This window comes from Burkholderia pseudomultivorans (assembly GCF_902499075.1).
GTDB classification, from domain to species: Bacteria; Pseudomonadota; Gammaproteobacteria; order Burkholderiales; family Burkholderiaceae; genus Burkholderia; species Burkholderia pseudomultivorans.
Genome location: NZ_CABVPP010000002.1, coordinates 126677 through 142725, shown reverse-complemented (window position 1 = coordinate 142725; position 16049 = coordinate 126677). Strand labels below are relative to the sequence as shown.

The following is a 16049-nucleotide window of genomic DNA, read 5'->3' as shown; positions in this document are numbered from 1 at the left end:
GCGCCGGCGCACCGGCACGCGGCAGCGTTACTTCGTCGCGCCGCCCTCGAACCATGCGGCGAGCTTCGTGCGCTCGTCGTCGGTCATGTGCGTGACGTTGCCGATCGGCATTGCCTTCAGTCGCACGGCTTGTTCGTAGATGCGCTGCGCATTCTTCGACACTTCGTCCGGCGTGTCGAACATCACGCCGGCGGGCGCGCTGCCCATCAGCGTCGGCTTGGCCGAGTGACATTCGACGCAGCGCTGCTGCAGGATCGGCATGATGTCGTTGATCACGACCTTCGGTGCGTTGGCCGCCTGCGCTTCCGGCGCGATCGGCTTCGGCATGGTCCAGACCAGCGCGCCCGACAGCAGCGCGACGCCACCGATCGGCAGGTACCACAGCTGCTTGCCGCGGTGACGCATCACGAAGAACTGACGGATCAGCGCGCCGGCCAGCATGATCAGCACGAGCACGATCCAGTTGAATTTGTTCGTGTACGTCATCGCATAGTGGTTCGACAGCATTGCGAACACGACCGGCAGCGTGAAATACGTGTTGTGCACCGAGCGTTGCTTGCCGCGCTTGCCGTAGATCGGGTTCGGTTCCTCGCCCTTGAGCATTTTGTCGACCATCTTGCGCTGGCCGGGGATGATCACGAAGAACACGTTCGCCGACATGATCGTCGCGAGCATCGCGCCGACGATCAGGTAGGCGGCGCGGCCGGCGAAGATGTGGCATGCCAGGTACGCGGCGGCGACCACGTAGATGCCGACGCAGATGCCGAGCACGCGATCGTTGGTGCCGAGGATGCGGCACAGCGAGTCGTAGACGATCCAGCCAGCCATCAGGAAGCCGAGCGCGGATGCGACGGCGACCACCGGGCCCATGTCGAGCACGCTCTTGTCGATCAGGTAGGTATTCGGTGCGAGCAGGTACAGCACGAAGAACAGCGAGAAGCCCGACAGCCAGGTCGTGTACGACGGCCACTTCGACCAGTGCAGGTCATCCGGCATTTCCGGCGGGGCGACCGTGTACTTCTGCATGTTGTAGAAACCGCCGCCGTGGACGTGCCACAGTTCGCCGAACACGCCGCGCTTGCGCTGGTTCGCGTCGGTAGGCGGTTTCAGGCTGTTGTCGAGCGCGACGAAATAGAAGGACTCGCCGATCCACGCAATGGCGACGATGACGTGCAGCCATCGCAGCGCGAGGTTCAGCCAGTCGGTGATGAAGCCTTCCATGAAACTCCTCCAGACTCAGATCGTTGTCTTGATGCGGGCAGCCGATACGTATGTCAGCTGCCGCGATAGGTGCTGTACGCCCACGGCGAGACGAGCAGCGGCACGTGATAGTGCGCGTCCGGATCGGCGATGCCGAAGCGCAGCACGACGCGGTCGACGAAACGGGGTTCGGGCACCTTCACGCCGAGCGACGCGAAGTAGTCGCCGGCATGGAACACGAGTTCGTATTCGCCGGCGGCGAGCGCGGCGCCTTCGAGCAGCGGTTCGTCGCAGCGGCCGTCGCTATTGGTCAGCACGGTCTTGATCGCGCGGCGCGATTCGCCGTCCAGCGCGTAGAGGTCCACCTTGAGTGCGGCGCCGGGACGACCGTTCGCCGTATCGAGTACGTGGGTAGTGAGCTTTCCCATTCGCAGTTTTCCTTGTGTGAATGCGAGGTTCGGCGGCGACTCGATCCAATGACTGTGCGGCGGATCGAGGCTCCACGTCACGTGGCTACATACCCGTCGGCGAAGTTGAAGCGAGCGCCGTGCAGGCATTGTAAAAAGGTTCCCCGCGCAAATACGGGCGCGATATCAAAGATAATGCGCCGCGCATGAGCGGCTGTCGACGCCGTGCCGGAAGCCGCCCGCGACGCGCCGCAGGCCACCCGCCGGGCCGGTGCGCGGCGTACCATATCGGATCCGTGAAGCGCGGTATTCGGGTGTGCGCATTGTGCGCGGCGCGCGCTTGGGCGATCCTGCCGCCGTGCGCGTCGGCCCGTGGCCGCCGCGTACCCCGAAGACGGCGAGCACGCCGGGTAACCGGGCCAGGGCGTTCGAACGGACGCAGGCACCGGGGCGTGCCGCGAATCAGCGTTCGAACGGCTGTGTGACCGTCTCCAGGACCCGCGCCTGGGGACAGACCGACGCGGAGAACGCATGAGCATCGAATCCCCATCCCGCCCGAAAACCTTGCTGGTCAAGCACGTCGATGTGCTCGTGACCATGGACGACACGCGCCGCGAACTGCGCGACGCGGGGCTGTACATCGAAGACAACCGGATCGTCGCGGTCGGGCCGACCGCCGAGCTGCCCGACACCGCGGACGAAGTGCTCGACCTGCGCGGGCACCTGGTGATCCCGGGGCTCGTGAACACGCACCATCACATGTACCAGAGCCTGACGCGCGCGGTGCCGGCTGCGCAGAACGCCGAGCTGTTCGGCTGGCTCACGAACCTGTACCGGATCTGGGCGCACCTGACGCCCGAGATGATCGAGGTGTCGACGCTCACCGCGATGGCCGAGCTGCTGCAGTCGGGCTGCACGACGTCGAGCGATCACCTGTACATCTATCCGAACGGCAGCCGGCTCGACGACAGCATCGGCGCCGCGCAGCGGATCGGCATGCGTTTTCATGCGAGCCGCGGCGCGATGAGCGTCGGCCAGCGCGACGGCGGCTTGCCGCCCGACTCGGTCGTCGAGCGCGAGCCGGACATCCTGCGCGACGCGCAGCGCCTGATCGAGACCTATCACGACGAAGGACGCTACGCGATGCTGCGCGTGGTGGTCGCGCCGTGCTCGCCGTTCTCGGTGAGCCGCGGACTGATGCGCGACGCCGCCGTGCTCGCGCGCGAGTACGGCGTGTCGCTGCACACGCACCTCGCGGAGAACGTCAACGACATCGCGTACAGCCGCGAGAAGTTCGGGATGACGCCCGCCGAATACGCGGAGGATCTCGGCTGGGTCGGCCACGACGTCTGGCATGCGCACTGCGTGCAGCTCGACGATGCGGGCATCGGCCTGTTCGCGCGCACCGGCACCGGCGTCGCGCACTGTCCGTGCTCGAACATGCGGCTTGCGTCGGGCATCGCGCCGGTGAAGAAGATGCGGCTCGCGGGCGTGCCGGTCGGGCTCGGCGTCGACGGCTCCGCGTCGAACGACGGTGCGCAGATGGTCGCCGAAGTGCGCCAGGCGCTGCTGCTGCAGCGGGTCGGCTTCGGCCCCGACGCGATGACCGCGCGCGAAGCGCTGGAGATCGCGACGCTCGGCGGCGCGAAGGTGCTGAACCGCGACGATATCGGCGCGCTGAAGCCGGGCATGGCCGCCGACTTCGCCGCGTTCGACCTGCGCCAGCCGCTGTTCGCGGGCGCGTTGCACGATCCGGTTGCGGCGCTCGTGTTCTGCGCGCCGTCGCAGACGGCCTACACGGTGGTGAACGGGAAGGTGGTGGTGCGGGAGGGGCGCCTGGCGACGCTCGACCTGCCGCCCGTCATCGAGCGTCACAACGCGCTCGCGCAGGCGCTGGTCGAAGCATCGCGCTGACGCGGGGCGGTGGCTTCGGCGCTTGCGGCGGCGCTGCCACTGCCGCCGTATGCCGCAGCGGTGTGCAGCGCTGGCCGTTACGGTTCGATCAGCGTGCGGGTGGCCTCGGCGACGAGGCCGCGCAGCCAGCGCACTTCGTCGGAGTAGTGGCAGCGCTCGTGCCACAGCTGGTAGTACTGCATCGGCGGGAAGTCGAGCGGCGCCGGCACGACCGACAGCGGCAGGAACTTCGCGTAGTGGTCGGCGAACAGCCGCGTCGTCGTGAAGATCAGGTCGGACTTCACGAGCACGTACGGCGCGAGGTTGAAGTACGGCAGCGTGACGACCACGTGACGCTTGAGCCGCTCGCGCGCGAGATGCACGTCGATCGCGCCGCGCTGGCCGACCGAGTACGGCGTCGGCGCGAGATGCGGCGCGTTCAGGTACTGGTCGAGCGTGAGCCCGCCGCGCTTCGCGAACGGGTGCGTGTTGCTCATCAGGCACACGATCTCGTCGACGAACAGGTTCGACAGGTGAAGCTGCTCGGGCGGCTCCGGCCAGTTGCCGACGACGATGTCGAGCTTGCCGTCTTCCAGCGCGAGCTCGTAGTCGAACGCGGGGCCGAGCGAATGGAACTCGAGCGTCGCGTTCGGCGCGGTCTGGCGGAAGCGTTCGACGACGGTCGGCACGAACAGCACGTTCAGGTAGTCGGGGCAGCCGATCCGGTAGCAGCGGATCGACGTGGCCGGGTCGAAATTGTGCTGCTGGAACTTGATGCGCTCGATTTCACGCAGTGCGTTTTGCACGGGCTCGAGCAGGCGCAGCCCGTATTCGGTCGGCACCATGCCGGACTTGCCGCGCACCAGCAGCGGGTCGCCGGTGATGTCGCGCAGGCGGCGCAGCGCGGCGCTGATCGCCGGCTGCGACTGGTTCAGTTTGACGGCTGCGCGCGTGACGCTGCGCTCCATCAACAAGGTGTGCAAGACGCGCAAGAGGTACGTGTCGATCGCCTCGCGTTGCTGACTCATGTTATCTCCGTTTATATGCCTGGGCTGATCGAGAGGGGTATGGGGTATATCGTTTTTAATATGAACGAAAGTCAGCGTCAAGAGATGGATACCCGCAGACCGCCGCCGGTCGGGCCGCGGCGCGACCGGAACGGGGCGGGGTGAGGCAGGAACGCGCGGTGGCGCGGCGGGCGCGCAGCCGGCTTGCGGCGGTGCGTGACGCCAGGTGACGTCGCGTGCGCGCGTCAGTCGTCGAGGCGCATGCCGACCTTCAGCGTGACCTGCCAGTGGACGACCTGGTCGCCTTCGATGTGGCCGCGCGTCTCGGTGACCTGGAACCAGTGCAGATTGTGCAGCGTCTTGCCGGCCTTCGAGATCGCGTTGCGGATGGCGTCGTCGCTCGATTGCTGCGACGAACCGGTCAGTTCGATCAGCTTGTATACGTGGTCGCTCATGATGCACTCCCTGGCGTGTCGAGGTGTGTGACCGACGCAAGCCGCGGTCCCGAAGCGCCGCCGCGCGTGCCCGGCTTCTTGAGTGATAGGTATGATGGGCGGCAAGTGCAACCCCAATTGGAGACGAGGAGCATCGTGGAAGTCGGATTTTGCGGACCGGGATTGATGGGCACGCCGATGATTCGGCATTTGCTGGCGGCCGGGCATCGCGTGAGCGTATGGAATCGCACGCGCGCGAAAGCGGAAGCGCTCGAGGCCGATGGCGCGCAGGTGGTCGATACGCCGCGCGAACTGGCGGAGCGCGTCGATACGGTATTCGTATGCGTGCTCGACGGACGTGCGGTCGGCGACGTCGCATTCGGCGCCGACGGCCTGCTCGCGGGCGACGCGGCGGCGCGCCGGCTGCGGCGCATCGTCGATCATTCGAGCATCCCGCCCGCCGCGACGCGCGACTACGCGGCGCGCGCGGCCGAACTCGGCGTCGGCTGGGTCGACGCGCCGGTGTCGGGTGGCGTGCCGGGCGCGCAGGCCGGCACGCTAGCCGTGATGGCGGGCGGTCGCGCGGCCGATCTCGACGCGGTGCGGCCGCTGATCGACACGTATGCGTCGCGCATCACGCACATGGGCGACGCGGGCGCGGGGCAGACCGCGAAGCTGTGCAATCAGGCGATCGTCACCGCGACGGTCACCGCGATCGCCGAGGCCGTGGGCCTGGCGCAGGCGAGCGGCATCGACGCCGCGCGTCTGGCCGAGGCGCTCGCCGGCGGCTGGGCCGATTCGGTGCTGCTGCAGACCTTCGTGCCGCGCATGACCTCGGGCGGGCATCCGCCGATCGGCGCGCTCAGCACGTTTCAGAAGGATGTCGATGCGATCGCCGATGCCGCGCGCGACACGGGCGCGGTGATGCCGGTGTCGTCCACCGTGCAGCAGGTATTGCGGCTCGGTGCCGCGCAGGGGTTGGCGGGTGCCGATTTCGCGGCGTTCATCGATATCGTGCGGCCCGGCAACGGACGCGGACACGCGCAGTGACACGCGGGCGCCGGCCGGCTCGGGCCGGCCGCGCGACGGCATAACGGCGCGCGTGAATGGCCGATGGGCCGCGCGAAGGCGGCCCATCGAATCGGTGGCGGTTCAGCCGAGAGAGCGTGGTGTCGTGTCGCCGGCGTTTTGCCGGCCGAGCCCGCCGCGCAGGCTCGCTTTCGTGCCTGCACCAAATTCGGGCAGGATGCGCGCGCGGGCGCGGCTTGCGAACACGAGGAAGCCGAAGCCGTTCGCTTCGTACCAGTACCCGCCGTTCTCGAGGCCGTCGAGCGGCTGCTCGAGCGCATTGGCGATCGACTCGATGCAGCGCTTGCGCAGTTCGGCGATCGCCGGATAGGGCGGCTGGGCGCCGCGCACGCTGCACAGGAGCACGTCGAGCCCGGGCAGCACGTGCGCGTAGAGGACCGGTTCGTCCTGTGCGCGGGCGCGGGCAATCTTGGTGTCGAGCTGGGCAAACGGTTTCGAATGGCGCAATACCGCAAGAAACGACTCCTGGCCATCCTGTTGCGCACGTCGACGTTTTTTCGGGAAGGACATAAACACTCGCCTCAAAAACAATTGCAAGAAATGCGGCACTTTCATGCGACCCACTCCCGGCTATGTACGCCGCATGTCGATCCTTTATAGCACACGAAAATGCTGCGCTCGTGCGGTGCGACGATCGATGTCTCCCGTCGACCCGCTCCCTACGATCGACACAGCCAGCGTCTTGGCGCCTGTACTGTCATTTAGTCTCCATCATAGACCTGCTTTTCGCGCGCGTGCATTCGCGCGTCACAAAAAAGTGCGATAGCCCGCTCGCGGCGGCGCGCGCATGAAAAAGGCCCGCACGGTGGCGGGCCTGGCGCACGGGGCGGGCGGCGCTCAGCGCTGCTTCAGCGAGTCGCGGATCTCGCGCAGCAGCACGATGTCCTCCGGCGTCGGGGCCGGTGCGGCCGCTTCGGCTTCGGCCGGCTTGCGCAGCTTGTTGATGAATTTCACCATCAGGAAAATGATGAACGCCAGGATGATGAAATTGATCAGCACGGTGATGAACGAGCCGTAGCCGAACGTTGCGACACCGGCAGCCTGCAGGTCCTTGTACGAATCGGGATTTCCCTTGAACGTCGGGGGGATGGTGCCGAGCAGAACGAATTTGTTCGAGAAATCCAGACCGCCCGTCAGCACGCCGATCACCGGCATGATGAGGTCCTTCACGACCGAGTCGACGATCTTCGAGAACGCGCCGCCGATGATCACGCCGACGGCGAGATCCATCACGTTGCCCTTGACGGCGAACTCCTTGAATTCCTTGATTATGCTCATGAGCGGCTTTCTCCTGTTGGGGGCGAGGGGAAGCGTGCCGCGACGCGCAGGGCTGCGAAGCGTCGATATAAGGGGTCGGTGGCACGCCGATGGCCGCATGATAGCGAACGCGCCCCATTGTCGGTAGTCCATCTTGAAATGATTGACAAAGTGAGACGTTCGCGCGGCCGGTGAAGCGGGGGCTGCCACGGGTGCTGCGAGGCGCCGCGCATCGAGCGGGCGCCCCGGTCGATGAGGGGCTCAGGTGTTGTCGTCGGTCCAGCCGTCGTCGTTGCTGCCGAGATCGACGCCGCCACCGTTGCCGTCGCTCCAGTTCGAATCGTCGCCACGGCCGACGTCGAAGCCCGGGTCGTTGTTCTGGCGGCGGCGCTCGTCGTCGACGATCACGTCGCGCTCGACCATGCGCTCCCGGCCGCCCGACATCGCCTCGCCGAGCAGCACGCCGGTCAGCAGCCCGCCCATCCCGCTGCCGAAGCCGCCGCCTTGCTGGATTACGACGGGCGGCTGCTGGGGCGGGTAGGGTTGCGGCGGATACGGCTGGCCCTGCGCGCCGGTCACGCGATCGGCTTCCTGCGCGTAGACCGAGCCGCTGCCGTTCGCCGGCGCCGTGGCTTGCGCGCTCGGGTCGGGGCGACCTTCGACGCGCGCCTTTACGCTGGCGTGGCGCTGCTCGAGCTCGTCGATGCGGTACGGCGGCACCGGATCCTTGCCGTTCGACAGCGATTCGACGAGCGCGCGCGCATCGGTTTCGATGCCTTCGATTTCGCCGGTGAGCGCGGCGGCGCCGGGCAAGGTCGACAGCTTCGCATCGAGCTTCAGCGGACGGATGTCGTTCAGCACGTCGGTCGCGCGCTTCAGTTGCGCGCGGCGTTCGTCGTCGGCGCGGCTGTCGCCGGCCGAGCGCGCGCGACGCAAGGTCCAGCGCAGCACCAGCGCGACGATCGCGACGATCAGGCCGAGACCGATCCACATGCCGGTGGACGGCCCGTGTTTTTCGGCCGGTACGGCCGGCGCGAGCGACGATTGCAGCGAGCCGGCCTGCGTGGCCGACGGCGCGTTGCCGATGGTGCGTGCGGCGTCCGAGCGAATGCGCGCTTCGGTCTGCGCGAAGCGCGCCGCATCGGTGAAGCGCAGTTGCGGATCGAGCGACTTCGCGCGCTGCAGCTGCGCGAGCGCGTCGGACGCACGGCCTTCGCGGTCCAGCACCTGCGCGTACAGGTAGCGCGCATGCGCGTTGTTCGGATGGGCGTCGATGACTTGCGACAACTGCGTGTCGGCTTGCTGCCAGTTGCGTTGCGCGATCGATTGCTCGACCTGCTGCAGCGACGGGACCGCAAATGCGGCGGACGACAGCAGCATCAACGAGAGGCCGAGAGCGGCGAGGGATTTCTTCATGGTCGAACCGGGCGCGGGCGCCCGTCTCCTGACGATCGGTTCGCGCCGCGCGCCCGGGGCGGGCCGCGGCGCGGTTCCGTCACAGCGGTTACTGCGCCGGCGTATCGAGCTGCTTCTTCAGTGCGGCGAGGCGGTCCTCGACCGATGGGCCCTTGTTCAGCGCGGCGAGCTTGTCGTCCAGCGCCTTGCCGCTCGACGTGTCGGCCGAATTCAGGCGTGCGTCCGAGCGCGCGTTCTGCAGCGCGACCTTGTCCTCGAGCTTCTGGAAATCCTCGGACAGGTTCTTGCCGCCGATGCCGCCGAGCGCGCTTGCCGCGACGTCCTTCGCCTGCGCGATTTCCTGCTTGGCCTGCAGGATGTTCGAACGCGAGTTCAGGTCGTTGCGGCGCTGGCGCATGTCGGCGATCTGCCCCTTCAGCTTGTCGACCGACGGCTCGAGCGTCGTCAGTTCGGCCGCGAGCGCGTCGCGCTCGGCTTCGGCGTTCGCCTGCGCGGCCAGCGCCTCGCGCGCGAGCGCTTCGTCGCCGGATTGCAGCGCACGTTTCGCGCCGTCCTCGTACTTCTTCACCTTGTCGTCGGCCGCATCGCGCTTGCTGCGCTGGGTCGCGACCTGTGCCTCGATCTCGATCAGCGAATTCTCGGCACGGCCGATGCTGTCGTCGAGCTCCCGCACGATCTGCCGTGCGTCGCGCGACGGATCCTGTACCGAATCGGCCGCATCGTTGAGCAGGCCCTTGATCGTGCGCGAAATAGAGTCGAAAAGCGACATGAAATCCTCCGTGGTTGAAAGGCGCCGCGTGACCGCGGCATCGCTCGCTGCGAGCCGGTTCGGACCCGCATGAGCCGGCGGATATTACACCACCGGTTCACTTAAATACGGCTTAAACGCGCGAGTTCAAGCGGTCGTTGCAGCGATTCGCACAACGACGGCGCGCAAGCTTTCGCAACTGAAAGAAAGGCGCGCGCCGCTGCGGGATCGCGTGTCCATGATAGGTCGAGGATGCCGCCAATACGGGGCGTTCATTACCGATGTGCGGGAATTTTTACAAAAAATCGCGAAGGCGCCCGATCGATTTCATTAAAATGCGCTGTCACGTCGCGGGAACGGATCGTCGCACGGCGGGGTCTGTCGACGTGACAGTAGCCACGAAGCACCCACTCTGATTCATCCGCTTGCATTTCCGCATGCGTCCGAGGGCGCCACGTACGCCCGCCATTCCGACATGCCAATTATCAAACGACCGTCTTCTCCGCCCGACCGGACCGAACCCCACTACACGCTGCGCCGTTCGCCGTCGGGAGCCTATTACTCCGATGACGACGACGGCGACCAGCGCCGCGCGCCGCGCAGCGACGGCGGGGGCCGCGGGCGCCGCTCGTTCGGCTCGCGCGTCGCGCTGTGGTTCGTCGGCCTGTTCGCGACGCTCGCGATCGTCGGCGCGCTGATCGTCGGCTACGCGCTCGTCGTGATGGCGCCGCAGCTGCCGTCGCTCGACGCGCTGACCAACTATCAGCCGAAGGTGCCGCTGCGCGTGTTTACCGCCGATCACGTGCTGATCGGCGAGTTCGGCGAGGAGCGCCGCAGCCTCGTGCGCTTCCAGGACATTCCCGACGTGATGAAGAAGGCGGTGCTCGCGATCGAGGACTACCGCTTCTACGAACACGGCGGCGTCGATTTCGTCGGCATCCTGCGCGCGGGCGTGGCCGACCTGATGCACGGCGGCGCGCGCCAGGGCGCGAGCACGATCACGATGCAGGTCGCGCGCAACTTCTTCCTGTCGAGCGAGAAGACCTACACGCGCAAGATCTACGAGATGCTGCTCGCGTACAAGATCGAGAAGGCCCTGACGAAGGACCAGATTCTCGAGCTGTACATGAACCAGATCTATCTCGGCCAGCGTTCGTACGGTTTCGCGGCCGCCGCGCGCGTGTATTTCGGCAAGGACCTGAAGGACATCACGCTCGCGGAAGCCGCGATGCTCGCGGGGCTGCCGAAGGCGCCGTCCGCGTATAACCCGGTCGTCAATCCGAAGCGCGCGAAGGTGCGCCAGGAATACATCCTGAAGCGGATGCTCGAGATCGGCTACATCACGCAGCCGCAGTACGACGAGGCCGTGAAGGAAGAGATTCACGTGCGCACGCCCGGCAACCAGTACGCGGTGCACGGCGAATACGTCGCCGAGATGGTGCGGCAGATGATGTACCAGCAGTACAAGGACGAGACCTATACGCGCGGGCTGACCGTGACGACGACGATCAACTCGGCCGATCAGGAAGCCGCGTATCAGGCCGTGCGCCGCGGGATTCTCGACTACGAGCGCCGACACGGCTATCGCGGGCCGGAAGGCGCGATCAAGCTGCCGGCGGCCGGCGACGACCGCGACGAGGCGATCGACGACGCGCTCGCCGATCACCCGGACAACGGCGACCTGCAGTCGGCGGTCGTGCTGTCGGCGGCGCCCAGCGCGGTCGAGGTGCAGTTCGTCGGCGGCGCGACGACGACGATCGGCCCGGCCGGCCTGCGTTTCGTGTCGGCCGCGCTCAGCGCGCGTGCGAACGATACGCTGCGCATCAAGCCGGGCTCGATCGTGCGTGTGCTGAAGGACGGCAAGACGGGCTGGCAGATCGTGCAGCTGCCGCAGGTCGAAGGCGCGCTCGTCGCGATCGCGCCGCAGGACGGCGCGATCCGCTCGCTGGTCGGCGGCTTCGACTTCAACAAGAGCAAGTTCAACCACGTGACGCAGGCGTGGCGGCAGCCGGGCTCGTCGTTCAAGCCGTTCATCTACTCGGCATCGCTCGACAAGGGCCTCGGGCCGGCGACGATCATCAACGACGCGCCGCTGTACTTCCCGCCGAGCGTGCCGGGCGGCACCGCGTGGGAGCCGAAGGACGACGATCAGCCGGACGGCCCGATGACGATGCGTACCGGCCTGCAGCGTTCGAAGAACCTCGTGTCGATCCGGATCCTCGCATCGATCGGCACGCAGTACGCGCAGGAATACGTGACGCAGCGCTTCGGCTTCGATCCGAAGAAGACGCCGCCGTACCTGCCGATGGCGCTCGGCGCGGGGCTCGTGACGCCGCTGCAGCTCGCGACCGGCTATGCGGTGTTCGCGAACGGCGGCTACAAGGTCGATCCGTACCTGATCGCCGAAGTCGACGACGCGCGCGGCCAGCCGCTGCAGAAATCGCAGCCGGCGATCGCGGGCAGCACGGCGCCGCGCACGATCGAAGGGCGCAACGCGTACGTGATGAACAGCCTGCTGCATACGGTCGCGACGGCCGGCACGGGCGCGGGCACCAACGTGCTGGGCCGCGGCGACCTGCAGGGCAAGACCGGTACGACGAACGATGCGAAGGACGGCTGGTTTGCCGGCTACCAGCAGTCGCTCGTCGCGGTCGCGTGGATGGGCTTCGACCAGCCGAAGAGCCTCGGCAGCCGCGAATTCGGCGCGCAGCTCGCGCTGCCGATCTGGGTGAACTACATGCGCACCGCGCTCAACGGCGTGCCTGAGCAGCAGATGCCGATGCCGGACGGGCTGACGTCGATCGACGGCGAACTGTATTACGCGGATCGCACGCCGGGCAACGGGTTTGTCGCGAGCGTCGACATCAACCCGGCGGCGAACGCGATCAGCGCGAACGACGCGCTCGGCTCGGCCGGTGCGGAAGGGCTCACGCCGCCGCCGGTCACGCCGCAGGAGAAGCAGCAGATCATGGACATGTTCGAGAGCAAGTAGGCGGTACGCTGTTCTTCATCCATGCGACGGGCGCCTTCGGGCGCCTGTTTTTTTGTTTGTTGCGGATTTTTGGGGAGCGCTAGAGGGCAATGGCGGTGTTCGGCCACAAACGGCCTTTCGACACAGCATTTTTGATCGTCGACAATCGGTGCGGATAAGGGCGTAGCCTTTAGCGGTTACCGTCGATCAGATCGTTCAGCAGCGCATCGAACGCGGCCTGTGCGTCTTCAAGTTCCTGCAGGGCGGCATCGAAGGTTTGCAGCGCGAACGGCGAAGGCTCGCCGCTGCCTTGCGGCGGAAATTGCTTCTGCATCGAGGCGAACGTACTCTGCACACGCAGTGTGGCGGCCACCATGCGCTCCATCGCCTGGGTTTCTTCGGCTCGGGCCTGTTCCGGACTCATTCCACTCTCCCTGGATGGTTTTCTTGAAGACCAGATCGTACACGCTGTGTCCGTTCTTGCCGCCCTTGGCAGAACGACTCCGTTGAAAGTTCCAACGGCACGCTGCGCGAGAAGCGATTTAATCGGGAATGATTCCGCAGTCGCGGCGAGGCCAAGTACTCATCGAGCGTGGCTACAAAATCCCGCCGTAGGTCACAACGATTGGCCGCTTTGGATGAATCTGAAGGGCCGTTCAGGGTCGACAAGCGCCGCCCAAGAATTCCCCGAAGATCAGAACGACGCACAGGCGGCCACGAGCGTAATACCGACCGATTCCTGATGAAACCGCTGCGCGTACGCGTCGCGGATCGCCTTGAGCCGCGTGCGCGTGTCCGGCGTATCGTCGGCAACGATACGCACGACGAAGCTTGCCTCCTGCGTGATCCGCCCGGTCACGCGATCGCGCCACTGTCCCTGCGCGTCCCAGTACGTGAAGCCGTCGGGAAAGCGCGGTGTGACGACATCCGCGAGGAACGCCGCACGCTCCGCATCGGTGACAGGCGCGCGCCCCGCGATGTCGCGGCCGAACAGCAAATCGGCCTGCAGCGCCGCGTGCTCGCCGGGCTGCGTGCATGTGCATGCCGTGCCAGCGACGGGCGAGGGCATTCCCGCGCAACCGGCGAGGAGCGCGATTGCCGCGGCGCCGATCGCGAGCCGCACGCGTCGCCGCCACGCAGCAGCGGCAGCACGTAGGCGCAACCTCGCAGACCGCATCTGCCCATTTCGCGCCCAGCGCGTTTCTCGCGCGTAAAACGCTGCGCGTTCAACCACTTGCGGGTTTGTTCGGCGAGTTATCAACAGGGCTGTCAACACAAACTGGGGATAACCCTAGGTCACTCGCGCGCACGTCAGCGCTGCAGCTGCGCATGCGCGAGATGCATGCCGAGCGTGCCGGGATCGGTGTTCGTGCCCGACAGCAGCACGCCGACGCGCTTGCCCTGCAGCGGCTCGCGCAGCGAGCCGAGCAGCGCCGCGAGCGCGGCCGCGCATGCCGGCTCGACCGCGAGCTTCAGGTGCGAGAACAGGAACAGCATCGCCGTGCGCAGCGCGTCGTCGGACACCGTGACGATGCGATCGACATGGCGTCGGCACAGCTGGTAGCTGTATTCCTCGGTATGCGGTGCCATCAGCGAATCGGCGATCGTCTGCATCGCGCTCATCTTGACCGTGTGATTGGCCGCGAAGCTGCGGCTCATCGCGTCGGCGCCCTCCGGCTCGACGCCGTACACATGCACGTGCGGATTCGCGAGTCGCAGCGCGGTCGCCATGCCGGCCGCGAGGCCGCCGCCGCCGATCGGCACGATCACCGCGTCGAGGTCGGGCGCCTGCGTCGCCCATTCGTAGCCGAGCGTCGCGGTGCCGAGAATCGTGTGATAGCCGTTGAACGGATGGATGAAGAAGCGGCCTTCCTCGGCCTCGATCCGCCGCACGAGGTCGAAGGCCTGCGATGCGCTGCCCGCGAGCACGACTTCCGCGCGGTACTGCTTGCATTGCGCGATGCGCGTCGGGCTCGCGGTATGGAACATCACGACCTTCGCGCTGCTGCCGAGCCGCATCGCCGCATACGCGACGGCCGCCGCGTGATTGCCGGCCGACACGCAGGTGACGCCGGCGTTCTTGCGCGCCTCGTCGAGCGCGAGCAGGTGCGTGAACGCGCCGCGCGCCTTGAAGCTGCCGCTCGCCTGCAGCAGCTCGAACTTGAAGTTGACGTGCGTGCCTTCGAGCGAAGGCAGGTCGGCGCGTTCGAACACGGGCGTGCGCGCAACCCACGGTGACAGCGCGAAATGCTGCGCGGCGATTTCGTCGAGCGTCGGGATCGGCTCGCCGTCGATCGTCGGATGGGCGATGCCCTGTTGTTCAGTCGACATGGCGTGGCGTGTGGCGGAGTGATCCGGCCCGCGCACGCGGGCCGGCGTGGCGGGGATCGGTCAGTGTGCGTCGACCGACATGCTGCGGATGAATTTGCGCAGGAACTGCTCGCAGCCGGCGAGCTGCGCGAGCTCGACGTATTCGTTCGGCTTGTGCGCCTGCTCGATGTTGCCGGGACCGCATACGACGCTCGGGATGCCCGCGCGTTCGAACAGGCCGGCTTCGGTGCCGTACGCGACCTTGCGCTTGTCCTGGTCGGCCGTCAGCGCGCGCACGAGTTGCGTGATCGCGGCCTGCTCGGTGGCGTCGAGGCCGGGCGCCGCGGCGATCTTCGAGAACTCGATTGCCGCGTTCGGATGCTCGCGGCGCATCTGCGGCAGCAGCGTTTCCTGCGCATACGCTTCGATGCGCGCGAAGATCTGTTCGGGATCGAGCGTCGGCAGGTTGCGGAACTCGAAGTCGAACCGGCATTCGGCCGGTACCGTGTTGATCGCGTTGCCGCCCTGGATCGTGCTGGTTTGCGCGGTCGTGAACGGCACGTCGTACAGCGCGTCGAACGGACCTTCCGCGCGGAAGCGGTCGGCGATATCGCGGATATGGCAGATCAGGCGCGCCGCGTATTCGATCGCGTTCAGCCCCTTCGGCGTCAGCGACGAATGCGCCGCGTGGCCGCGCACGCAGCAGCGGTACGCGTTGATGCCCTTGTGCGCGATGATCGGCCGCATGCTGGTCGGCTCGCCGACGATGCAGCCCGACGGCTGCACGCCGCGCTTCACGAGATCGGCGATCATCAGCGGCGCGCCGGCGCAGCCGATTTCCTCGTCGTAGGACAGCGCGAAATGGATCGGCTTCGCGAGCCGGGTCGCCTGCATCTCGGGCAGCAGCGCGAGCGCGGTGCCGATGAAGCCCTTCATGTCGCAGGTGCCGCGGCCGTACAGGCGATCGTCGCGGATTTCCGGCGCGAACGGATCGCTGTCCCACTGCTGGCCGTCGACCGGCACGACGTCGGTGTGCCCGGACAGCACGATGCCGCCGTGGGTCGAGCCGTCGTGCGCGGGCACGGTCGCGAACAGGTTCGCCCAGCCTTCGCGCGGATCGTGCGTGATCGTCGACGCGATGCCTTTCGCGGCGAGCGCGTCGCGCACCGTTTCGATCAGGCCGAGATTCGGCACGCGGCTCGTCGTGTCCATCGACACCAGCTGCTTGACCCAGGGCAGGCCGACGAGCGCATCGCCGTCGTGTTGACCGGCGGCGGAGGGCGTCGTCGCGTCGAGAGTGGACATGGCAGAACTCCG

Annotated in this window: 15 protein-coding genes; 3 read left to right on the top strand and 12 right to left on the bottom strand. The window is 66.9% G+C overall.

The annotated features are described in order from the left end of the window. Positions 1-27: 27 nt before the first annotated feature. Together BST28156_RS03040 and uraH are read right to left on the bottom strand one after the other, a co-directional pair. Positions 28-1221 carry a urate hydroxylase PuuD gene (locus BST28156_RS03040; RefSeq protein WP_174901450.1) on the bottom strand — a complete coding sequence of 398 codons (1194 nt, stop codon included), beginning with the start codon at positions 1219-1221 and terminating at the stop codon, positions 28-30. 53 nt (positions 1222-1274) lie between these two features. Further along, a complete protein-coding gene (gene uraH / locus BST28156_RS03035) occupies positions 1275-1628 on the bottom strand; it encodes a hydroxyisourate hydrolase (protein WP_060240099.1) in 354 nt (117 codons plus the stop codon). Between the two features lie 510 nt (positions 1629-2138). Between uraH and BST28156_RS03030 the strand changes: the two genes are divergently transcribed. After that, a complete protein-coding gene (locus BST28156_RS03030; RefSeq protein ID WP_174901449.1) occupies positions 2139-3521 on the top strand; it encodes an 8-oxoguanine deaminase in 1383 nt (460 codons plus the stop codon). A 77-nt stretch (positions 3522-3598) separates the two neighbouring features. On the opposite strand, the gene BST28156_RS03025 is transcribed toward BST28156_RS03030, so the two are convergent. Both BST28156_RS03025 and BST28156_RS03020 read right to left on the bottom strand, forming a co-directional pair. Beyond that, positions 3599-4528 carry a LysR substrate-binding domain-containing protein gene (locus tag BST28156_RS03025; protein ID WP_174901448.1) on the bottom strand — a complete coding sequence of 310 codons (930 nt, stop codon included), beginning with the start codon at positions 4526-4528 and terminating at the stop codon, positions 3599-3601. Between the two features lie 224 nt (positions 4529-4752). Next, on the bottom strand, positions 4753-4962 hold the full coding sequence (locus BST28156_RS03020; protein WP_059512805.1) for a dodecin: 210 nt from the start codon (positions 4960-4962) through the stop codon (positions 4753-4755). A gap of 135 nt (positions 4963-5097) precedes the next feature. On the opposite strand from BST28156_RS03020, the gene BST28156_RS03015 reads away from it, so the two are divergent. Beyond that, a complete protein-coding gene (locus tag BST28156_RS03015) occupies positions 5098-5991 on the top strand; it encodes an NAD(P)-dependent oxidoreductase (RefSeq protein ID WP_174901447.1) in 894 nt (297 codons plus the stop codon). A gap of 102 nt (positions 5992-6093) precedes the next feature. On the opposite strand, the gene BST28156_RS03010 is transcribed toward BST28156_RS03015, so the two are convergent. The 4 genes from BST28156_RS03010 to BST28156_RS02995 form a co-directional block, all read right to left on the bottom strand. Beyond that, complete coding sequence (locus BST28156_RS03010) at positions 6094-6540, bottom strand: hypothetical protein (protein WP_027784713.1); 447 nt, start codon at positions 6538-6540, stop codon at positions 6094-6096. A gap of 327 nt (positions 6541-6867) precedes the next feature. Beyond that, the gene (gene mscL, locus BST28156_RS03005; protein WP_009689958.1) at positions 6868-7308 is read right to left on the bottom strand and encodes a large conductance mechanosensitive channel protein MscL; all 441 of its coding nucleotides are present in this window, start codon (positions 7306-7308) and stop codon (positions 6868-6870) included. A 240-nt stretch (positions 7309-7548) separates the two neighbouring features. After that, positions 7549-8703: a tetratricopeptide repeat protein gene (locus BST28156_RS03000; RefSeq protein ID WP_174901446.1), complete on the bottom strand. Its 1155-nt coding sequence runs from the start codon at positions 8701-8703 to the stop codon at positions 7549-7551. An 88-nt stretch (positions 8704-8791) separates the two neighbouring features. After that, on the bottom strand, positions 8792-9472 hold the full coding sequence (locus tag BST28156_RS02995) for a PspA/IM30 family protein (RefSeq protein WP_009689956.1): 681 nt from the start codon (positions 9470-9472) through the stop codon (positions 8792-8794). Positions 9473-9926: 454 nt separating this feature from the next. Here BST28156_RS02995 and BST28156_RS02990 point away from each other — a divergent pair, with 454 nt between their 5' ends. Further along, positions 9927-12443, top strand: coding sequence for a penicillin-binding protein 1A (locus BST28156_RS02990; protein ID WP_174901445.1), 2517 nt, complete (start codon positions 9927-9929; stop codon positions 12441-12443). A 169-nt stretch (positions 12444-12612) separates the two neighbouring features. Here BST28156_RS02990 and BST28156_RS02985 read toward each other — a convergent pair whose 3' ends face one another. The 4 genes from BST28156_RS02985 to argE all read right to left on the bottom strand — a co-directional run bounded on the left by BST28156_RS02985 (position 12613) and on the right by argE (position 16037). After that, positions 12613-12846 (bottom strand): hypothetical protein, encoded by a 234-nt coding sequence (locus BST28156_RS02985; RefSeq protein WP_009691834.1) that lies wholly within the window; start codon positions 12844-12846, stop codon positions 12613-12615. A 270-nt stretch (positions 12847-13116) separates the two neighbouring features. Continuing rightward, the gene (locus BST28156_RS02980) at positions 13117-13599 is read right to left on the bottom strand and encodes a DUF3574 domain-containing protein (protein WP_174901496.1); all 483 of its coding nucleotides are present in this window, start codon (positions 13597-13599) and stop codon (positions 13117-13119) included. Positions 13600-13733: 134 nt separating this feature from the next. Beyond that, on the bottom strand, positions 13734-14753 hold the full coding sequence (locus tag BST28156_RS02975) for a threonine/serine dehydratase family protein (RefSeq protein WP_174901444.1): 1020 nt from the start codon (positions 14751-14753) through the stop codon (positions 13734-13736). Positions 14754-14813: 60 nt separating this feature from the next. Continuing rightward, a complete protein-coding gene (gene argE / locus BST28156_RS02970; protein ID WP_060249371.1) occupies positions 14814-16037 on the bottom strand; it encodes an acetylornithine deacetylase in 1224 nt (407 codons plus the stop codon). Between the last annotated feature and the right edge of the window lie 12 nt (positions 16038-16049).